We start from the raw sequence: 19,780 nt of genomic DNA on the forward strand, positions 1-19,780 counted from the left end.
AAACAACCGCACGGGTTTCAACAACATTCGGGCATTTTAACTTAATGTCAGGTGCTGGCTGGCAGGGGCTGTCGCAGCAGGGCGTGCACCACGCGCCGGGCATCGGAGCCGGCCCCGTTTAGTAAGGCCGAGTTGCGGCTGTTCAGCCAGTCGAGGCCCAGAAAGGCCACGCCGGGTGCTGCCGTCAGGCCGCGCTGATGCCGGGGGTGGCCGTCGGGACCAATGATGGGTAAGTCAATCCAGCGGTAGTCGGGCTGGTAGCCGGTGGCCCACACCACGGCCGCCAGCGGTGGGCTGGTGGTGCGCTGGCCTTGCAGGCAGCCATCGGGCAGCGCTGCTACGGCCCGGCCCATGAACGTGACATTGGCAAACCGCCGTAGGCGGGCAAGGTCGCCGCTCACCACAGGCTCGGGCTGGGCGCGCATCCAGCGGCCCAGCGCCGTGTGGCCCGGAATCCGGAGCAGGCCGGTGAGGGTGAGAAACGCCCACATGAGCTGATGATTGGGCCGGGCGGGCGTTTGTTCATCAAAAGCTGCCCACACCGGTCGGCCGGTGGCGGCAATGTCGGCCCCAATCTGAAGCGCCGAATTGCCGCTGCCTACCACCGCCACCGGGCCCGTGCCGGGCAATTGTGCCGGCCGCTGGTAGGCAGCGCTGTGGAGCTGGGCAACGTGGGCGGGCAGCTGCGTTGCCCAGGCCGGGCAGCGCGGCACGGTGTAAGGCCCCGTGGCTACAATGACGCGCCGGGCCCGGTAGCAGCGGCCCGCCGCCGTGTGCACCGCATAGCCCGCGCCGCTGGGCGCCGCAACGAGCCGCGTCACGCGCTGGCCGGCATCGATGGGAAACTGAAAGTGCGCGGCGTAGTCGCGCAGGTAGGCAACGGTTTCGGCGCGGGTGGGGTAGCGTAGCGCCGGCCCCGGCCAGGGCCGGCCGGGCAGCCCGCTGGCCCAGGCCGGCGAGAACAGGCGCAGCGAATCATACCGGGTTTCCCAGGCGGCTCCGGCGGCAGGCGCGGCTTCCAGCAGCCGGAAGGTCACGCCACGCTGCCGCAGGTAGTACGCGGCGGCCAGGCCGGCCTGGCCCGCTCCAATGACCACCGCATCGACTGTGATGGCGGAGGGGGCGTTTGGTGGAGTCAAGGCGCGGGCCAGGCTAGCGCTGCTCCGGAAACTCCTGCCGCAGGGCCGCCATCACCTGCTCGGTGATGGTGCGTACCTGGGCAATCTGCTGCGCGGCCAGCGCTGGCTCGGCGGGCTTGGTGTCGCCGTAGGCCTCTACTTCCCGGATGATGTGGCGCAGGCTTTCCACCCCCAGGCCATCGAGCGAGCTTTTGAGGTGGTGCGCGGCATCGCCCACGGCCACCCAGTCGGGCGTAGTCAGGGCTTCGTCGAGGGCAGTGAGAATGGCCGGCGTGGTTTCGATAAAGGCCCAGGCCAGGCGGCGCACAATGGCTTCATCGCCGTGCACCAGCTGGCGCACATTCTGGAGGTTGTAGAGAGGAGCGGGGGTAGTCATGTTTACAGAAATAGGGTGAGGGCTTGGGAGAGTAGGGGCTACGTGCTGAGCTAGTACGGTACGCATGATGTCGAGGAGCTGTTCTTCGCGGTAAGGCTTGGCGAGGTAGCCGTCGAAGCCGGAGTTTTGGAGGCGCTCGGCTTCGCCGGCCTGCGCCCGGGCCGTGAGGGCAATGATGGGCGTGGCCGCCCGCACGGGGTCGGGGTGCTGGCGCAGGGCCCGGGCGGCGGTTTCACCGTCCATGCCCGGCATCTGAATATCCATCAGCACAATGTCGAAGAGCCGATGCTCAAACAGCTGAATAGCGGCCGGGCCACTGGCGGCCGTGGTCACCTGCCAGCCCCAGTTGCGCAGCACGGTTTCGGCCAGCAGGCTGTTGACGAGGTTGTCTTCCACCAGCAGCACGCGGCCGTCTTTGGGGGCGGTGGCATGGGCATCGGTTGGCGGCGGCGCGGGCGCTTCGGCTTCCTGCACCGGCTCGAAGGCCAGCGTGAACGCAAACGTGCTGCCCTGCTGCACGGCGCTGCTCACCCGGAGCGTGCCGCCCATCAGCTTCACGAGGCCTTCGGAAATGCTCAGGCCCAGCCCCGAGCCGCCATACTCGCGGTCGGTGCTGTCGGTGGCCTGTGAAAAGGGCTCAAATACCTTGTCCAGCGTTTCGGGGCTGATGCCAATGCCCGTGTCGCTTACCATGAACTGCAGCCAGACGGTGCCCGGCGCCGTGCTGGAATGGGGCGGCCCTGCCACTGCCTGGCACTGGAGCTGCACATGGCCGTGCTCCGTGAACTTGATGGCGTTGCTCACCAGGTTGAGCAGCACCTGGCGCAGGCGGTGCGGGTCGCCGAGCACGGCGGGCAGCGCATCGGGCTTTTGCACGCGCAGCCGCAGGCCTTTCTCGCGCGCCCGGGGCCGCAGCAGCGCGGCGCAGTCGAGCAGCAGCAGCTCGGGGTTGAAGGCCGTGCGCTCGGCCCGCAGCTTGCCGGCTCCGAGGCGCGCGGTGGTCAGCACGTCGTTGAGCACGGTGAGCAGGTGCTGCGCCGACTCATCGAGCAGGCGCAGGTAGTCGTGCTGGCTGCGGCTCAGCATGGTTTTCGACAGCACCCCGGCCAGCCCCAGAATGCCGTGCAGCGGAGTTCGGATTTCGTGGCTCATGTTGGCCAGAAAGTCCTGCTTGGCCTGCGAGTCCACTTCGGCCTCGTTCACGGCCGCTTCCAGGGCTTGCTGGGTCACCTTGAGCTCGGTGATGTTGCTGTCCACGCCCAGCACCTGCGCCGTGCCATCGGCCCGCACAAACAGCCGCTTGGTGCTGCTGAACCACGACACCTGGCCTTCGGGCGAGGTGTGCGACTCCTGAATGGTGAGGTCGCGGCCCGTCGCCAGCACCTGCCGGTCCTGTGCCTGGTAGCGCGCCGTGTCCAGGGTGCTGATAACCGGGGAACTGGCCTCGCCGTTGCGCACCAGCTCATCGGGAGTCAGGCCGAAGAGGTCGGCCACGGCCTGGTTGGCCAGCAGGTAGTTGCCGTTGCCATCCTTCAGGTAAATGGGGTGGGGCAGCGTGTCGATAACCTGCCGGAACAGGCGGTGCTGCTCCGTGAGCAGGGCCGTGGCGGCCTGGTTGCGTTCATCGGCATCACGCCGCTCCGTGATGTCTTCCGATACGCCGATGACGCTGATAGTCTGCCCATGCTCGTCCCGGTTGAACGGCGTATGCGTGCAGTGCAGCCAGCGCATGGAGCCATCCCGATGACGGGCCGCGTATTCGAGGGTCAATACCTGCCCATCGGGCAGTTGCGCCACGGCCTCCAGGTGGGCCATGTAGCGCGCCAGCGAGTCAGGGGGCAGAAAACGGCTCAGCACCTGGCCATCCGGCAAGGCCTCAATCTCCTCCGGGCTGTACCCGAGCAGCGTTTCGATGCGTCGGTTGGTGTACACGAGGCGCTGCTGGCGCAGGTCGAAGATGGCCACCAGGTTGGGCACCAGGTCCACCACCTGCCGCAGCAGGTGCCGGTTCTGGCGCAGCTCCGTCACGGCGGCGCGGTAGCGCGTCACGTCCTCGGCGCTGCCCATAATTTCACGGGGCTGGCCGTCAGCATCAAAAGCGCTGGGCCGAATGCGGATGCGCAGCCAGCGCCACCCCCCCTCGCGGTGCCGGATTTGACAGTCCCAGCTCTGGTTTTTCTTCGGTTTGGCCAGCATATCGGCCCGCCGCATCTGGTGCAGCGAGTCGGGATGCAGCATGGTAGGAACCAGTGCCGCCCCCATGGCCAGCAGGCTTTCGCCGCTATAGCCCAGCACGGTTTGGCAATGCTGATTGCAATGCAGCAGCCGCTGCTGTTGCAAATCGTAGCTAAACAGGATAAGCGGTACCTTATCGGCGAGGTTTACCCCAAACTGCGGGACGGCTGAAAAGCCACTGGTCGTGGCAGCGTAGCCATTTCCCGGCGCTGGCGCGGCAAGGGGCTCCCGGTGCTGTACCCGCCGGACAGCGGGCACGGCCGCCCGACGGGCAAGGCGGGGAAAACGGGGGCGGCGCATGCAATCGGGTAGGTAGGCGGTGAGACAGACAGGGAAGATACGAAAAGCGGATGCTACGCGGGCAGGCTCCTGTTGTACTTAACCTATATGCAACTCCTGTTGTTGTATCATCCGGTAGATAGTGGACTTACCGATGCGGAGCCGCGCCGCCACGGCCAGCACATCCCCATTCATTTCGTCGAGGCAGTTCTGCACGATGGCCGTCGTCTGGTCGCGCAACGACAGCTGGCTGCCCGGCCCCACCGTGGCCCTGGCCGAGCGCAGGGGCAGGTCTTCGGCCATAATCTGCTCGCCATCGGCCAGCACCGTGGCCAGCTCGACCACGGCTTTGAGCTCGCGCACATTGCCGGGGAAGGGGTGAGCGCGCAGTCGCTCCCGCGCCCCTTCGGTGAGCTGGCGCAGCGGAATGTTGTTGAGGTTGCAGAAATCGCGCACGAAGGCTTCGGCCAGCAGCAGCACATCGGTGCCGCGCTGGCGCAGCGGGGGCAGTGCCACGGGCAGGCCCAGCAGGCGATAGTACAGGTCTTCGCGGAAGCGGCCAGCCTGTACTTCGGCCAGCAGGTCGCGGTGCGTGGCCACTATCAGGCGCACATCAAACGGCAGGGCCTGGGTGCCACCCACGCGGGTTACTTCGCGCTCCTGCAGCACGCGCAGCAGCTTGGCCTGCAGGCTCAGGTCGAGGTCGGCAATCTCATCCAGAAACAGGGTGCCGCCGTTGGCCTCTTCCAGGCGGCCCACGCGCCGGGCCACGGCCCCGGTGAAGGCCCCCTTCTCGTGCCCGAACAGCTCGCTTTCAACCAGCTCGCGCGGAATAGCCGCCATGTTTACGGCCACAAACGGCAGGGCAGCCCGCGTCGATTGAAAATGAATGGCTTTGGCTACCAGCTCTTTGCCGGTGCCGGTTTCGCCGCTCACGCTTACCGTGATGGTGGTGCGGGCCGCTTTGGCGATGAGCGTATGCACGGCCTGAATGAGCGGGTGTTCGCCCAGAATGGCCTGGCTGGCACTGTAGCGTGCCCCAATCTGCTGGCGCAGCTGCGAGTTTTCGCGGCGCAGGCGGGCCTGCTGCTCCACCTTGCCCACGATGTTCCAGAGGCGGTCCAGGGTGTTTTCGTCCTTCACCAGGTAGTCGTAGGCTCCCTGTTGCAGCATATTCACGGCTGTGCGAACGTCTTCCTGCCCCGAAATAACGATGACCTCAGTGCCCGGCACCCGTTCCCGAATCTGGCGCAGTACTTCTTCGCCCTTGGCATCGGGCAGCGAATAGTCAAGGGTGATAAAGTCGGGCTGCTCGCTCAGCTGCTCCAGGCAGGCACGGGCGGTAGTAAATCGAAAAACACTGTGGTTGGGATTCTGACTTAGCCGGTGCATGAGGAGTTCCCCATACCACTCGTTATCCTCAATGACGAAAATTTTAAAAGGTAACGCAGCAGTCATAATGTTCACAGTTAAGCCTGGCAGAAAGCTCTAATTCCCAAGACGGGCAATATAGTATAACGGAAGGAATTACTTGTTGGATTTCTATTGGAAAAATTATATTGCAAAAATACGACATATTCTGTTTATATGACAGTGAAAAGGGTAAAATAGGCGATATACGAGATAAAAAGCGGGTTGGATTGCAGAGGAAAAATCATCTAATTCTCAATTTAGGAATAAAATCCAGGAATGGGAAATAATTAGAACAGCAGGAAAAGTGTATGTAGCTGATTGTTAGCAAACGAAGGGCAAATAACCGGAGTGGCCACGGAATTGCAGAAAATGCAACATCCTCTTTCCAAAAGCTAACTCATTCTTCCTTCTTTGTCATGAACGCCTCCATACACGACCTTGCATTTAGCGCCAAGCAGCGCATTGGGCTGGCAGCCGTTTTGCTTTTGCTGGCCTTCACCGCCCACGCCGCCGTGCCGACGACGTCTTACTCGACCTCGAATTCTTATGGTGCGAGCTCAACCTGCGGCAATCCTATTTTGTGCCTGGCGGCGGGGCAGGGTGTGCTCAACGCCGACCGCGCCGCCAATAGCCCGCTCACCGATTACGCCACCTTATATAAAGGCCTCAGCCTAGGCTCAACGCTGAGCCTGAAGCTGGGCCTGGCGGCCACGGGCCAGATTGGCGACCGCGCCGGCATTGTGGTAGCCCCGGGAGCAAACCTGTTAGGCATCAGCGCGCTGGGGACTTATACGCTGGTTACTTACAAAGACAATGTGGAGCAGCAGCGCGTGCCGGTTTCGGCGGCGGTGCTGCAGAGCCTGAAGCTGCTCTCGCCCAACAGCCGGCCCATGCAGCTGGAGTTCGTGGCCGCTACGCAGTTCAATGCCGTGGAGCTGGTGATAACCGGCGCGGCTACCCTGGGCTACACCCTCAATGTGTACTACGCCTACAGCGTATCGGCCCTGCAGCAGCAGCCGGTGCGAGGGCTGGTGTCGAAGTTCACGGGCAGCAACCTGGCGGCGTACTACAGCACGGCCATCACGCCGATTGACCCGCTCATCAGCGTGTGCGCCAACTCCAATGTCACCAATCCGGAAAATGCCGTCGATACCGACCTGACCAACTATGCCCGTTTTGGCACTTTCCTCTCGGTCAATTGCCCCACAGCGCTGAGCGTGAAGCTGGAAGGGCTGCGCACGGCCCCGGCCGGCTACTACGCAGGCTTCATGCTGGGCAGCTCCGGGCTGCTCGATTTGAGTGTGCTGTCCAAGCTTCGGCTCACGACGTACCGAACCGTGAACGGCGTGCGGACCAAGCAGGAGTCGGCTACCGGGGCCAACTTGCTGGACCTGAAGCTGCTGCCCAATGGCCAGTACCAGGTCAGCTTTGCCACCACGCTGCCATTCGATGAGGTGCAGATTGAGCAGCTCGATACGGCGGCCGTGCTCAGCAACCTCAACATCTATTATGGCTTCGGGGTTGAGCCAAGCGCCTTCGTGGGCACTACGCGCATTCTCTCTGATTTCGCGCCGGCCACCGCACCCGCCAAAACGACCACCAACACCAGCGGGGTGGTTTGTGGCGGCTGCGGCGTGACCACTCCCCAGGGGGCCGCTGATAACGACCCCAATACCAAAGCCGTGATGAACGTAGCCCTCGGGGCGGTTTCCACCGTTGAGCTGAAAGTGGACCTGAACGGCACGGGTGCGGCTGGCTACCGTGCTGGCATGGTTATCAGCAACAACAACGGCCTGCTCGATGCCAGCGTGCTCGACCGCCTGACCCTGACTACCTATGACCTGGACGGCAATGTGCTCGAAAGCGCCGCCGGCTCATCGGTGCTGTCGCTGAACCTGCTGCCGGACGGCAAGCAGGAAATCGCCTTCCTCACTACCCAGAATTTTGCTTCGGTGCAGCTCAGCGCCACCTCCACGGCGAGTCTGGGCGTGAATATCAACGTCTATCAGGCCTTCGCCGACAACCTGGCCGGCGGCCTCATCACCACCATCGCACCGCTGCCGGTGCAGCTCAGCGCCTTCAGCGGTAAGTGGGTGAACGGGGCAGCCGAACTGAATTGGGCGACTGCTTCGGAGAAAAACAGCAGCCACTTTGTAGTAGAACGCTCGGTGGGCGGCGATGCTGCCTACAAAGCAGTGGGCCAGGTAACGGCTGCCGGCAATAGTAGCAGCACCCGCACCTACCAGCTGCGCGATGCCGAAGCCGGTACCCAGGGGGCAGCTACGCTTTACTACCGCCTGCGCCAGGTGGACCTGGACGGCACGCAAACCTTTTCGCCGGTGGTTGCCGTGGCGGTTGGGAAGCTAACGTTGGCCTCGTCGCTGGAGCTGTACCCCAACCCAACGGCCGACGCGCAAACGGTGATGGTGAATTATGTGAGCCCGCCCGCCGCCGGCAGCACAGTGCTTACCTACTCAGAGTTGGGCCAGCTGGTGAGTGCGGTGCCGGCCACTGCCGCTACCCGTCTGCAACTGCCTACGCTGGCCCCCGGCCTCTACCACGTGGTGCTGCGCGATGCCGCCGGGCAGCGTCTGGCTACGCAGCGCCTGGTGGTGAGTGGTAGATAAGCCGCGCTGAACTGATACGTAAGCGCCCCTTCTGGCTGTGCCAGAAGGGGCGCTTACGTATCAGGGCTATAAGAACGAGAGGAGATAAAGCCAAAGCCAAAATGTTATTGCGCTGTAGTGTAAGGGATTGATAACAATTGCGTAACCTTGCAGCAGTGCTGGCATCATGCCGATTCTGGAATTTTGCGGCCGCATTCATCTTTTCACCCCTCTCGTTATTTATGAAGCGAACGATTACCCGTCTTAGCAGCGCCGCGCTGCTGCTGGCCCTGGCCGCCTCCTGCTCGCGCACCGAGCAAGTGACTCCTGCCGCTGACCCCACGGCCGCCGTGGTAAACCAAGATGCCACCCGCGACAACAACCTCGCCATGGGCAACCCCAGCGGGGCCATTACCGATGCCACGAACTCGCCCAACAACTACCTGATGACCAAAACCCAGTACAGTCTCTCGTACAGCCGCGACAAGGGCAAGCCGAACTGGGTGAGCTGGCACCTGAGCAGCGCCTGGCTGGGTAGCACTGCCCGCCAGGACAATTTCGCGTCCGACGCCACGCTGCCGTCGTCGTGGTTCCACGCCACGAGCAGCAGCTACACCGGCTCGGGCTTCGACCGCGGCCACAACTGCCCCAGCGCCGACCGCACCGGCTCAGTGGCCGACAACTCGGCCACCTTCCTCATGACCAACATGATGCCCCAGGCCGCCAACAACAACCAGCAAACCTGGGCCAACCTGGAAAACTACGAGCGTACCCTCGTAGGCCAGGGCTACGAGCTGTACGTCATCTGCGGGAGCTACGGCACGGGCGGCACCGGTGTAAACGGCTACGCCACCACCATTGCCAGCGGTAAAATCACGGTGCCGGCCCGCTGCTGGAAAGTCGTCGTGGTACTGCCCGAGGGCAGCTCCGATGCCAGCCGCGTCACGAGCAGCACCCGTGTCATCGCCATCGACACGCCCAACAGCACGTCCATCAGCTCAAGCTGGGGCAGCTACCGCACCACGGTGGATGCCATTGAGCAAGCCACAGGCTACAACATCCTCTCGGCCGTTTCCACTACTGTGCAGGCGGCCATCGAGTCGAAAGTAGATACCGGCCCCACAAGCTGAGGTTGACCGAGATTATGAATTTGACAGCGTTTGAGGGAAGCCGCTGATACTGGTTTCGGATAAGCTGTGGGTTCATTAAAAAAAGCCCCTGAAATACGCTGGTATTTCGGGGGCTTTTTGTTGGTTTGAAAACACGGGAAGTGCTTTCAGCACCGGAATAAAGGGTTAAAGTTACGGTGGCTAGTGCTTGCAGAGCAATGCGTTAGAAAACGCCGGATTTTTTTGAGCCCAGATATCTGCCCCAAAACGTGCGCTGATTAGGGAGTTAGGGCCAAAAGCGCCGGTGAAAAAACGTCTTAAAAAAACACGCAGAAAAAACTTAATGTGACCAGTGATTTGCCTGGCATAAACATTCCGTAATTTTGCATCGTGCTTCAGCCCAATAACCAATTGATGAAGTGCGGAACGGTTCATCAGAACGTGCCGCAGCGAGACCGGAAGGCCTTGGCACCCATCGGTTTTGCCGATTTCTCGTTTGGTTTTCCTGGTTTTTGGCCCGCTACCGTTTCGGAATTCGAAACGGTTTTTTTGTGCGCGGTCCGTTCGGGCCCATTTCCGCTGACTTTTTACCAACAATCCTCATTGCCTCAGCAGGTAATGCCTATTAACGCCTGCGCTACCCTCACTTCGCACCCGCTCAATGGAGGTGCTTATTCAGTTTAAGCATGAAGCAGTTGGCTCGTCATCCCATTCTGACGAACTCACTGAAGACCCTATCCCGAGTACCAAAACACGTTAAAAAGCTATGAAACTCGGCGCCATTACGTTACAGAATTCCGTTTGCCTGGCCACGGCTCCGTGGGACCTTGCCGACAAAGGTTACGAGCAGCTCGGCGCGATTTTCACCAAAACCGTGACCATGGAGCCCCGCGCCGGCCTGCCCGGCGACGAAGGCATCCTGCAGGTGGCCGACCAAACCCTGCTCAACCGCACCGACCTCCGCACCGAAGGCGCGGAGCTGCTGGTGCAGGAACACCTGCCGCGCCTGCGCCGCTTTGGCGTGCCGGTATTTGTGAGCATCACCGCGCCCGGCGTGCCGGGCTTCCGCAAAATTGCGCGCTACCTGCAGCGCGAAGCCGGCGACCAGATTGCCGGGGTAGAAGTCTACATCACGGTGCCGCACGGCGGCTCCGGCTCCGATGTGACGGCCCGCTACGTGCGCGAAGGCACTGAGGCCGTGCGCAATGAGCTGCGCGACGACCTGGCCGTAGTGGTGAAGCTGCCGCCGTGGCCCGACCACATCCGGGGCCTGGCCCTGGGCGCGCAGGAAGGCGGCGCCACGGCGCTGGCCGCCACCAATACCCTCAAAGTATTGCACCTGCCCGCCGACCCCAACGCCGCTCCATTAGTAGGCGGGCTCTCGGGCGAAGCGCTGCGGCCTCTGTCGCTGCGCTGCGTGTGGGAGCTGGCCAATGACGAAAAATTGACGCTGCCCATCTTCGGCACCGGCGGCATTTTCACGCTGCGCGATGTGGAGGATTACCTGAAAGTAGGTGCCCAAGCCGTGCAGGTGGCCAGCGGCGAATGGCTGTCGCCGGGCCTCTCGGCGCGGCTGGCGTCGGAAGTGGCGCACAATGCTTCGGTATCTCGATAAGTAGCGTCGTTTCCCCTCTTCACCACCCCCAAGCGTACCGAATGCAAAAGCTGCTCACCCGCGTTCAAAAGGCCAACTCCCTGCTTTGCGTGGGACTGGACCCCACGGGCGACGATGCCGCCGCCACCCAGCGGCTGCACGAAGTAATTGCCGCAACGGCCGCCTACGCGGCTGCTTTCAAACCCAACCTAGCGTTCTTTCTGAGCCGTGAAAACGGAGTGGCCCTGCTCCGGCAAACAGTGCAACGCATCCCGGCCGACATCCCCGTCATTCTGGATGGCAAATTCGGCGACATCGCCAACACCGCCGAGCACTACGCCCGCTTCGCCTACGACGTCATCGGGGCCGATTCGGTGACCGTGAACCCCTACATGGGCGACGACGCCGTCCGGCCCTTCGCCCGGCCCGGCAAGCTGGTGTTTTCGCTGGCGAAAACCTCCAACAAGCCGCAATACGGCTTGCAGGACGAAACCCTGACCACCGGCGGTGCCCTCAGCGACCGTGCCGCGCAGATTGCCCGGCAGCTCGATGAGGAGCTGACCGAATCGACCATCGGCCTGGTGGTGGGCGCTACCGAGCCCGCCAGCATGGCCAAGGTGCGGGCGGCGTGCCCGGCGCAATGGTTCCTGGTGCCGGGCATCGGCGCGCAGGGCGGCGACCTGGAGGCCACGCTCCGCGCCGGCCTGCGAGCGGATGGCAGTGGCGTGCTGATAAACGCCTCGCGCAGCATCTGGCAAGCCGACGATGCAGGCGCCGCCGCGCGGGAGCTGATGGCGCAAATCAACCAATTCCGGGCCGTGACGAGCCCGGTCCACACCTGAACTTAAAAGCCGCTTCACCGCGGCTTTTTGCATCTTAGATTTTCTGCAAAAGATGACCAATCAATTCGATATCTCTAAAGTTGCCGCCTTCGATGCTGCCACGCTGGAGCACCTGCTGCGCCAGGAAGAGGCGCTGCTGAGTGGCCATTTCCGCCTGTCGTCGGGCCTGCATTCCGATACGTATGTGCAGTGCGCCCGCTTCCTGCGCCGGCCCGATTTGGCCGCGCCCGCCGCGGCCGCCCTGGCCGTGCAGATTGAAGCGGCGGGCCTGAAGCCGGACGTGGTGGTGGGCCCCGCCATGGGCGGCGTGGTGATTGGCTACGAGCTGGCCCGCCAGCTGCGCGTGCCGGGCATCTTCACCGAACGCGACGCCGACGGGCAGATGACCCTGCGGCGCGGCTTCACCATCGAGCCCGGCGAAAAAGTTGTCATCGCCGAAGACGTGGTAACGACTGGTAAAAGCTCATTGGAAGTGGCGAAAGTGCTGCGCGCGATGGGCGCCGAAGTGCTGGCCGTGGCCTCGCTGATTGACCGGACCGGCGGAAAAGGGGGATTAGATTTTCCGCATTTTGCGCTCCTTCCGGTGGCAGCAGCGACCTTTGCCCCCGAGAGCTGCCCCCTGTGCGCCGCCGGCGTGCCGGTGGTGAAGCCCGGCAGCCGGCCTGAAAAAGCGTTTTAGGAGCACGAGGAGAGATTTACGGAGGACAAAGGAGGAACCTAGATTTTGGCAGAATTGGAAAACACCACCCACACCATCCAGCTCACGCTGAAACCCGGCCAGCACGACGGCGACGGCCAGCGCGTGGCCGAGGCCGCCGCCCGTCACCTCGGCCTGACCACTGGCCGCGTGCGCAGCGCCGCCCTTTACACAGTGCGCTACCCGCTGAGCGAAACCCAGCTGAGCGACTTCGCCACCCGCTGCCTTGCCGACCCGGTGCTGCACGACGTGCGCCTGAACGAGCTGACCGGCGCTGAAGGCTACGCTACTTATATCCTTGTCGCCCGCCGCCCCGGCGTGACCGACGACGAAGGCACCTCGGCCCAGAATGCGCTGGCCGATATCCTGAACGAGCCGCTGGACGTGCACACCCAGCACATTTTCAGCAAGAAGCTCTACCTGCTCGAAAACGACCTGCCGGCCGACGACCTGCGCCGCATCGCGGAGGAGTTGCTCGGCAACAAGCTCATCAACTGGCTGGAAGTGGGCCGCGTGGCCGACGGCATCCGCGACTACACGCCGCGCCCCGGTGGCGGCGCCGAAGCCATTACCGAAGTCGTTTCGCTGACTGGTTTGAGTGACGCCGCGCTGCTGCAACTGTCGAAAGACAATATCTACGCGCTGAACCTGGAGGAAATGCGGGCCGTGCGCGACTACTTCGCCGCCGCTGAGACGCAGGCTGAGCGGAAAGCCGCTGGCCTGCCTGCCGACCCGACGGATTGCGAGCTGGAAATCATTGCCCAGACCTGGTCGGAGCACTGCAAGCACAAGGAATTTGCGGCCGTTATCAATTACAAAGACACCGAGACGGGCGAGGAAAAGCAGATTGACTCGCTGTTCAAAACCTACATCAAAAACGCCACGTCGGAAGTAGACCGCCAGCTGCGCGCCAACGGCAACGACTGGCTGATTAAGGTGTTTTCGGACAACGCCGGCGCGGTGCGCATCAATCCCGACTCGCTGTTCGTGTGGAAGGTGGAAACGCACAACTCGCCCTCGGCCATCGACCCCTACGGCGGGGCCATCACGGGCATTCTGGGCAACAACCGCGACCCGCTGGCCACCGGCATCGGGGGCGCGCGGCTGCTGTTCAACACCAACGTGCTGTGCTTCGGCAACCCGGAATTTGACGGGCAACTGCTGACTGGTCAGCTGCACCCGCGCCGCATTCTGGAAGGCGTGCGCAAGGGCATCGAGGACGGCGGTAATAAGTCGGGCGTGCCCACGGTGAACGGCGCGATTGTGTTCGACGACCGGTACGCCGGCAAGCCGCTGGTGTACTGCGGCACCGGCGCGGTGATGCCCATGCAATTTGCCGGACTCGACTCCTGGGAAAAGAAGATTGATGCCGGCGACCGCATCATCATGGCCGGGGGCCGGGTGGGCAAGGACGGCATCCACGGCGCGACGTTTTCGAGCATTGAGCTCGATGAAACCGCGCCCGCCACGGCCGTGCAAATAGGCTCGCCCATCACTCAAAAGCTGGCGATGGATTTTCTGCTGCTGGCGGCCCGCCGCGGCCTGCTGAAATGCAGCACCGACAACGGCGCGGGCGGCCTCTCATCGTCCGTGGGCGAGCTGGCCGGCATCTCGGGCGGCGCGGTGGTGGAACTGGAGCGCGTGCCGCTGAAGTACCCCGGCCTGCGGCCCTGGGAGATTTTCGTGAGCGAATCACAGGAGCGGTTTACGCTGGTGGTGGAGCCCGGCAAGATGGCCGAAATCACGGCGCTGGGCCAGGAAATGGAAGTGGAGCTGACCGATATTGGCTACTTCACCGCCGACGGTTTCCTGGACGTGCGCTTCGATGGCGCGCCGGTGGCGCGGCTGAACATGGAGTTTCTGCATGAGGGCGTGCCGCGCAAAATCCTGGAAGCCGAGTGGACCGGAATGAATGAGGAATTAAGAATAAAGAATGAGGAATTAGCCCTGGCGGCGGTCAATTCCTCATTCCTCAATCCTCATTCTTCATTCGATTACACCGAGACGCTGACGCAACTGCTGGGCTCGCTCAACATCTGCTCGCGCGAATCGGTCATTCGGCAGTACGACCACGAGGTGAAGGGCCGCACCATTGTGAAGCCGCTGATGGGCGCGACTGGGCAGGCGCCGCAGGACGCGGCCGTGGTGCGCTTCAACTTCGAGAGCTGGGAAGGTGTGGCCGTGAGCAACGGCATCCTGCCGCGCTACGGCGATTTGGACGCCTACGACATGTCGGCCGGCTCGTTTGATGAGGCGGTGCGCCAGATTATTGCGGTGGGCGGGAAGCTGCCCAACCTGACACCCGGCGACGGAATCTTCTGGTCGGTAAATGACAACTTCTGCGTGCCCGATTCGGTGTACGACCCCAGCAGCAACCCCGATGGCAAGCAGAAGCTGGCCAAGCTGGTGCGCATGTGCGAAGCCCTGCGCGACGCCACCGCCGCCTACTGCATCCCGCTCACCAGCGGCAAGGACTCGATGAAAAACGACTTCAAGGCCGACGGCGTGAAGATTTCGGTGCCGCCCACTGTGCTTTACTCGATGACGGCCAAGATGGAAGACGTGCGCCGTGCCATCACCTCCGATTTCAAGCAGGCCGACGACGTGGTGTACCTCCTCGGCGAAACCCACGACGAGCTGGGCGGCTCCGAATTCTATGCCCTGCATGGCCAGCTGGGGGCCAATGTGCCGAAAGTTGACTTCGCGAAAGCCAAGGCGCTCTACACACTCATCGGCCAGGCCAACGACCAAAGCCTCATTCAATCCTGCCACGACCTGAGCGACGGCGGCCTCGCCGTGGCGCTGGCCGAAACCACGTTTGGTTACGGCTGTGGGGCGGTGGTGGAGCTGCCCGAAACGGGCCTGCCGCTGGCCACGCAGCTGTTCTCGGAGTCGCACTCGCGCTTCCTGGCCACGGTGGCGCCGGAAGACGTGGTGGCGTTTGAGCAACTGCTCGGCAGCCGCGCCACGCGCCTTGGCATTGTGACGGCGGATGGCGAATTGACGGTGCGCCACGCGGGCAAAACGGTTATCTCGGCGAATACCACTGCTTTGCGCACCGCCTGGACCAACGGGCCTGTCAATCACCTGCTTGGCGTGGTGTCGAACGATAACCTCAGCCATTCCAATTCGCTCTAAAAGCACAAGACCCTTTTCCGTTGGCCCAAAAGACTTTTGAAATGGTACAAGACGCGGCTCAAGGAGCACATAAAGTTCAATCGGAGGCACAAACCGATGCGGCTAATGCCACCGGCACAGTGCGGGCGCTGGTCCTGACCGGCTTTGGTATTAACTGCGAGGAAGAATTCGCGGCCGCCTACCGCCTGGCCGGCGCGGAAGCCACCATCGTGCACCTCAACCAGGTGCTGCACGGCGCGGTAAGCATCCACGATTTCGATATCCTGAACTTCCCCGGCGGCTTCTCCTTCGGCGACGATTTGGGCTCGGGCGTGGTGCTGGCCAACAAGCTGCGCTACCGCCAGACCAGCGCCGACGGCCGCACGCTGCTCGACGACATCCGGCAATTCATTGCCGACGGCAAGTTTGTGCTCGGCATCTGCAACGGCTTCCAGGTGCTGGTGAAGCTGGGCCTGCTGCCCAACCTGGGCGGCGACGTGACGCCCGAAGTGACGCTGACCCACAACGCCAGCGGCCGCTACGAAGACCGGTGGGTGACGCTCCGCGTGAACCCCGCCTCGAACACGCCCTTCCTCAAAGGCATCGACCAGCTGGAAGTGCCCGTGCGCCACGGCGAAGGCCGGTTGGTCATTCCGAATGACGCCACCCGCGCCGCCATCGAAGCGGCCGGGCTGAACTGCCTGAGCTACATCGACGCCAACGGCGACGGCACCAGCCAATACCCACTCAACCCCAACGGCGCCGACCTGAACTGCGCCGGCCTCACCGACCCCACCGGGCAGGTGTTCGGCCTGATGCCGCACCCGGAGGCATTTTTGGCCGCCTACAACCACCCCGACTGGGCCCGTCGCCGCCGCCAGAACCCCGCCGCTTCGGAGGAAGGCGAGGGCCTGCAAATCTTCAAGAATATTGTGGCGCACATTGCCCAAAAGAATGCCGCTACGGTGCCCGCCGTGCAACTCGCCAACCAAAATTAGGCTCTCCCGAAACGTAGCTAAATGAACACTCTCACCCACTTCGCTTCTCCCCAACTTCCGCTGCTGCACCGCGGCAAAGTGCGCGACAGCCTGCGCGCACCCAGCGGCGACCGCCTAATTGTCGTGACCGACCGCCTTTCGGCGTTCGACAGCGTGCTGGAAACGGCCATTCCCTACAAAGGGGCGGTGTTGAATGGTCTGGCTAATTTCTGGTTCGAAAAAACCCGGGACATCATCCCAAACCACGTCATTAAGCTGGTGGATGCCAACGCCATGCTGGTGAAGGAGGCAAAGCCCATTAAGGTGGAAATGGTGGTGCGCCACTACCTCACCGGTTCGATGTGGCGCGGCTACCAGGCCGGGCAGCGCACGTTCTCGGGCGTGGCCGTGCCTGACGGCCTCACCAAGCACCAGCAGTTTCCCGAACCCATCGTGACGCCTACCACGAAGGAAGAATCGGACCGCGAAATCACCCCCGAAAACCTCGTGAGCGAAGGTTGGGTGAGCCAGGAGCTGTACGACCAGATGAAGGAAAAATCCCTGGCGCTGTTCAAAGCAGGCTCGGAACTGCTGGCCGCCAAGGGCATCATTCTGGTCGATACCAAATATGAGTTCGGCCTGCTGAACGGCGAGTTGATTCTCATCGACGAGATGCACACGCCGGATTCGTCGCGCTTCTGGAGCGCCGAGGACTACGCCCGCAACCCCGAGTCGGCGGAGCAGATGGACAAAGAGTACGTGCGTCAGTGGCTGATTGCCAACAAAGAAGATGGCCAGTACCCCCGCGCCCTCACGCCCGAGGTGACCAGCGAAGCCAGCCGCCGCTACCTCGACATCTACGAGCGCATCACCGGTGCGCCCCTGCCCACCGCCGACAGCGAGGATGTGCGCGCCCGCCTGCTGGCCAATCTCGCGCAGGCCGGCTTGCTCTAACCAATTACCAAATGGAAACCACCGCGCCCAAGCAACTTGTTGAAGCCTACATCGCCGCGTACAACCGCTTCGATGTAGCCGGCATGCTGGCACCCTTGCACGAGGATGTGGTGTTTCGCAACGTTTCCAATGGCGAGGTGAGCCTGACCACGAACGGCAAAGAGGCTTTCCGTCGGCAGGCAGCGCAAGCCACGCAGTATTTCTCCGAGCGTGAGCAGCGCGTCACTGATTGGCAGGTGAACGGCCGGCAGGTCGAAGTTGCCATTGACTATAAGGCCGTTGCCGCTATTGCTTTCCCCAACGGCCTGCAGCCGGGCGATACCTTGCAGCTGCAGGGCAAATCCGTTTTTCAGATTGAGAACGGACAGATTATTTCCATCGAAGACATTAGCTAGCTCCCGGCGCCCGCCTAAGCCCTTACTCCCTTGACTGACTCCCAAACCCTTCTCCTCCTCGGCTCCGGTGCCCGCGAGCACGCCCTGGCCGAAAAGCTGACCCGCGACGGGGCCACCGTGCACGTGCTGCCCGGCAACGCCGGCATCCCCAACAGCCAGCTGGGCTTCAATCCATTGGATTTTGAGGCGGTGAAAGCCTTCGCTCAGGCGCACGATTCCAGGCTGATTGTGGTGGGGCCGGAGGCACCGCTGGCGGCCGGCATCACCGACTTCTTTGCCGGTTCCGACATCAAAGTTTTCGGCCCGACCCGCTCGGCGGCGCGGCTGGAAAGCTCGAAGGTGTGGAGCAAGGAATTCATGCGCCGCCACGGCGTGGCCACGGCGCAGGCCTGGCCGTTCCGGAGCGACAACATTGCCGCTGCCCGCGCCAAAGCCGCCGAGCTGGGCGGGCACGTGGTGGTGAAATACGACGGGCTGGCCGCCGGCAAGGGCGTGTACGTGTGCTCGTCGCCGGCAGAAGCCGAGGCGGCTTTCGACGACCTGCAGACGAGCTACTCGGGTTGGTTCAGCTTCCTGCTCGAAGAGAAGCTGACCGGCCCCGAAATCAGCATCATCGGCCTGACGGACGGCCGCACCATCCGCCTGCTGGCTACCTCGCAGGACCACAAGCAGCTGCTGGCCGGCGACCTCGGCCCCAACACCGGCGGCATGGGCGCCTACTGCCCCGTGCCCTTCGCCGATGCCAATGTGCTGGCCGCCATCCGCCGCGACATCGTGGACCCCACCCTGCGCGGGCTGCAAAACGAGCAGTTCGAGTTCCGGGGCTTCCTCTACTTCGGCATCATGCTCACGCCCACCGGCCCCAAACTGCTGGAATACAACGTGCGCCTCGGCGACCCCGAAGCCGAAGTGCTGCTGCCGGCGCTGGACAGCAGCCTGCTCACCCTCATCGAAGCCACGCTCAACGGCACCCTTGCCCAGCAAGGCGTGAAGCAGCGCCCCGGCGCCTTCGTAGGCGTAGTGCTGGCCTCGGGTGGCTACCCGGCGCCGAAGTTCCCGACTGGCTTCCCCATCACCGGCCTCGACAATCTGCCGGCCGGCGTGCGCGCCTTCCACGGGGCCACCAAGCGCAACGAAGCCGGCGAGCTGGTCACCAACGGCGGCCGGGTGCTCGTGCTGTCGGCCCACGGCCAGGATTTGGAAGAAGCCACCGCCCGCGCCTACGAAGCCTGTGCCCGCGTCACGTTCGAAGGCGCCTACTTCCGCCCCGACATTGCCCAGCGCCCCGCGCCGGTGCTAACCGCTGCCGTTGTAAATTGAGACCGGAAGCCCAACTGAAACTGATGAAGCTCCTCGCCTCTTTTGAGCAATTCAAGCAGTCGGCCCTCTCGTTTGGAGAAGGGCAGGAGGGGAGACGGGCCCGCCTGGCCATCCTGCTTTCGGGCCGGGGCTCCAACATGCTGGCGCTGCTGGAAGCCACCAAAACCGGCATCCTGAAAGACCTGGCCGAGGTGGTGGTGGTGTTCAGCAACAAGCCCGATGCGCCCGGCCTGGCCTTTGCCGCCGAGCAGGGCTGCCCCGTGGCCTCGCTGCCCAGCCAAGGCCGCAAGCGCGAAACATTTGATGCCGAAGCGGCCCAGCTGCTGCAGCAGTACCAGCCCGATTTGGTGGTGCTGGCGGGCTACATGCGCATTCTCTCGCCGGCCTTTATTCAGCCGTTTGCGGGCCGCATCATCAACATTCACCCCGCTGACACCCATCAGCACCAGGGCCTGCACGCCTACGAGTGGGCGTTCGACAACCGGCTGCCCGAAACCAAAATCACCGTGCATCTGGTTGACGAAGGCCTCGATACCGGCCCCGTCCTCGCGCAGCAAACCGTGAATTTGCGCGGGGCCGATACGCTGGCCGAAGTCGAGCGGCGCGGCCTGGCCGTGGAGCACGAGTTGTACGCCAATGCCCTCGCGGGCTTAATTATGAATTATAAATTATGAATTACGAATGCTCCTGCGCCGTGTGCCAGTCGTCGTTTCTAGTTCATGACCAC

Annotated in this window: 15 protein-coding genes; 11 read left to right on the top strand and 4 right to left on the bottom strand. The window is 63.0% G+C overall.

Annotation, left to right across the window (positions count from 1 at the left end; all coding sequences use genetic code 11):
• Window positions 1-47 precede the first annotated feature (47 nt).
• From ACYVHT_RS07400 to ACYVHT_RS07410, 3 genes are all read right to left on the bottom strand, one after another.
• Window positions 48-1,139, bottom strand: a complete 1,092-nt coding sequence (locus ACYVHT_RS07400) for a flavin-containing monooxygenase (RefSeq protein ID WP_460549561.1) — start codon at window positions 1,137-1,139, stop codon at window positions 48-50.
• A 13-nt stretch (window positions 1,140-1,152) separates the two neighbouring features.
• Window positions 1,153-4,050, bottom strand: coding sequence for a PAS domain-containing protein (locus tag ACYVHT_RS07405; protein ID WP_460549563.1), 2,898 nt, complete (start codon window positions 4,048-4,050; stop codon window positions 1,153-1,155).
• Between the two features lie 78 nt (window positions 4,051-4,128).
• The gene (locus ACYVHT_RS07410) at window positions 4,129-5,487 is read right to left on the bottom strand and encodes a sigma-54-dependent transcriptional regulator (protein WP_460549565.1); all 1,359 of its coding nucleotides are present in this window, start codon (window positions 5,485-5,487) and stop codon (window positions 4,129-4,131) included.
• Between the two features lie 371 nt (window positions 5,488-5,858).
• On the opposite strand from ACYVHT_RS07410, the gene ACYVHT_RS07415 reads away from it, so the two are divergent.
• Together ACYVHT_RS07415 and ACYVHT_RS07420 are read left to right on the top strand one after the other, a co-directional pair.
• Entirely contained in the window at window positions 5,859-8,069 is a 2,211-nt protein-coding gene (locus tag ACYVHT_RS07415) for a T9SS type A sorting domain-containing protein (RefSeq protein ID WP_460549567.1), read from the top strand.
• Between the two features lie 221 nt (window positions 8,070-8,290).
• A complete protein-coding gene (locus tag ACYVHT_RS07420) occupies window positions 8,291-9,178 on the top strand; it encodes a DNA/RNA non-specific endonuclease (protein ID WP_460549569.1) in 888 nt (295 codons plus the stop codon).
• Between the two features lie 180 nt (window positions 9,179-9,358).
• Here the strand turns inward: ACYVHT_RS07420 and ACYVHT_RS07425 are convergent, their stop codons facing one another.
• Window positions 9,359-9,592 carry a hypothetical protein gene (locus tag ACYVHT_RS07425; RefSeq protein WP_460549572.1) on the bottom strand — a complete coding sequence of 78 codons (234 nt, stop codon included), beginning with the start codon at window positions 9,590-9,592 and terminating at the stop codon, window positions 9,359-9,361.
• A gap of 331 nt (window positions 9,593-9,923) precedes the next feature.
• On the opposite strand from ACYVHT_RS07425, the gene ACYVHT_RS07430 reads away from it, so the two are divergent.
• From ACYVHT_RS07430 to purN, 9 genes are read left to right on the top strand one after another with little or no spacing between them, the layout of a single operon-like run.
• Window positions 9,924-10,772 (top strand): dihydroorotate dehydrogenase, encoded by an 849-nt coding sequence (locus ACYVHT_RS07430; protein ID WP_460549575.1) that lies wholly within the window; start codon window positions 9,924-9,926, stop codon window positions 10,770-10,772.
• Between the two features lie 41 nt (window positions 10,773-10,813).
• Entirely contained in the window at window positions 10,814-11,593 is a 780-nt protein-coding gene (gene pyrF, locus ACYVHT_RS07435; RefSeq protein WP_460549577.1) for a beta/alpha barrel domain-containing protein, read from the top strand.
• A gap of 52 nt (window positions 11,594-11,645) precedes the next feature.
• A complete protein-coding gene (pyrE, locus tag ACYVHT_RS07440) occupies window positions 11,646-12,272 on the top strand; it encodes a type I phosphoribosyltransferase (protein ID WP_460549579.1) in 627 nt (208 codons plus the stop codon).
• 54 nt (window positions 12,273-12,326) lie between these two features.
• On the top strand, window positions 12,327-15,428 hold the full coding sequence (locus ACYVHT_RS07445; protein ID WP_460549582.1) for a phosphoribosylformylglycinamidine synthase subunit PurL: 3,102 nt from the start codon (window positions 12,327-12,329) through the stop codon (window positions 15,426-15,428).
• 41 nt (window positions 15,429-15,469) lie between these two features.
• Window positions 15,470-16,405, top strand: a complete 936-nt coding sequence (locus ACYVHT_RS07450; RefSeq protein ID WP_460549584.1) for a phosphoribosylformylglycinamidine synthase subunit PurQ — start codon at window positions 15,470-15,472, stop codon at window positions 16,403-16,405.
• Window positions 16,406-16,426: 21 nt separating this feature from the next.
• Complete coding sequence (locus ACYVHT_RS07455; protein WP_460549586.1) at window positions 16,427-17,338, top strand: phosphoribosylaminoimidazolesuccinocarboxamide synthase; 912 nt, start codon at window positions 16,427-16,429, stop codon at window positions 17,336-17,338.
• Between the two features lie 11 nt (window positions 17,339-17,349).
• On the top strand, window positions 17,350-17,733 hold the full coding sequence (locus ACYVHT_RS07460; protein ID WP_460549588.1) for a nuclear transport factor 2 family protein: 384 nt from the start codon (window positions 17,350-17,352) through the stop codon (window positions 17,731-17,733).
• A 30-nt stretch (window positions 17,734-17,763) separates the two neighbouring features.
• Window positions 17,764-19,053: a phosphoribosylamine--glycine ligase gene (gene purD, locus ACYVHT_RS07465; RefSeq protein ID WP_460549591.1), complete on the top strand. Its 1,290-nt coding sequence runs from the start codon at window positions 17,764-17,766 to the stop codon at window positions 19,051-19,053.
• 23 nt (window positions 19,054-19,076) lie between these two features.
• Window positions 19,077-19,727, top strand: a complete 651-nt coding sequence (gene purN / locus ACYVHT_RS07470; RefSeq protein WP_460549593.1) for a phosphoribosylglycinamide formyltransferase — start codon at window positions 19,077-19,079, stop codon at window positions 19,725-19,727.
• Window positions 19,728-19,780: the final 53 nt, after the last annotated feature.

The organism is Hymenobacter daeguensis (assembly GCF_054780555.1).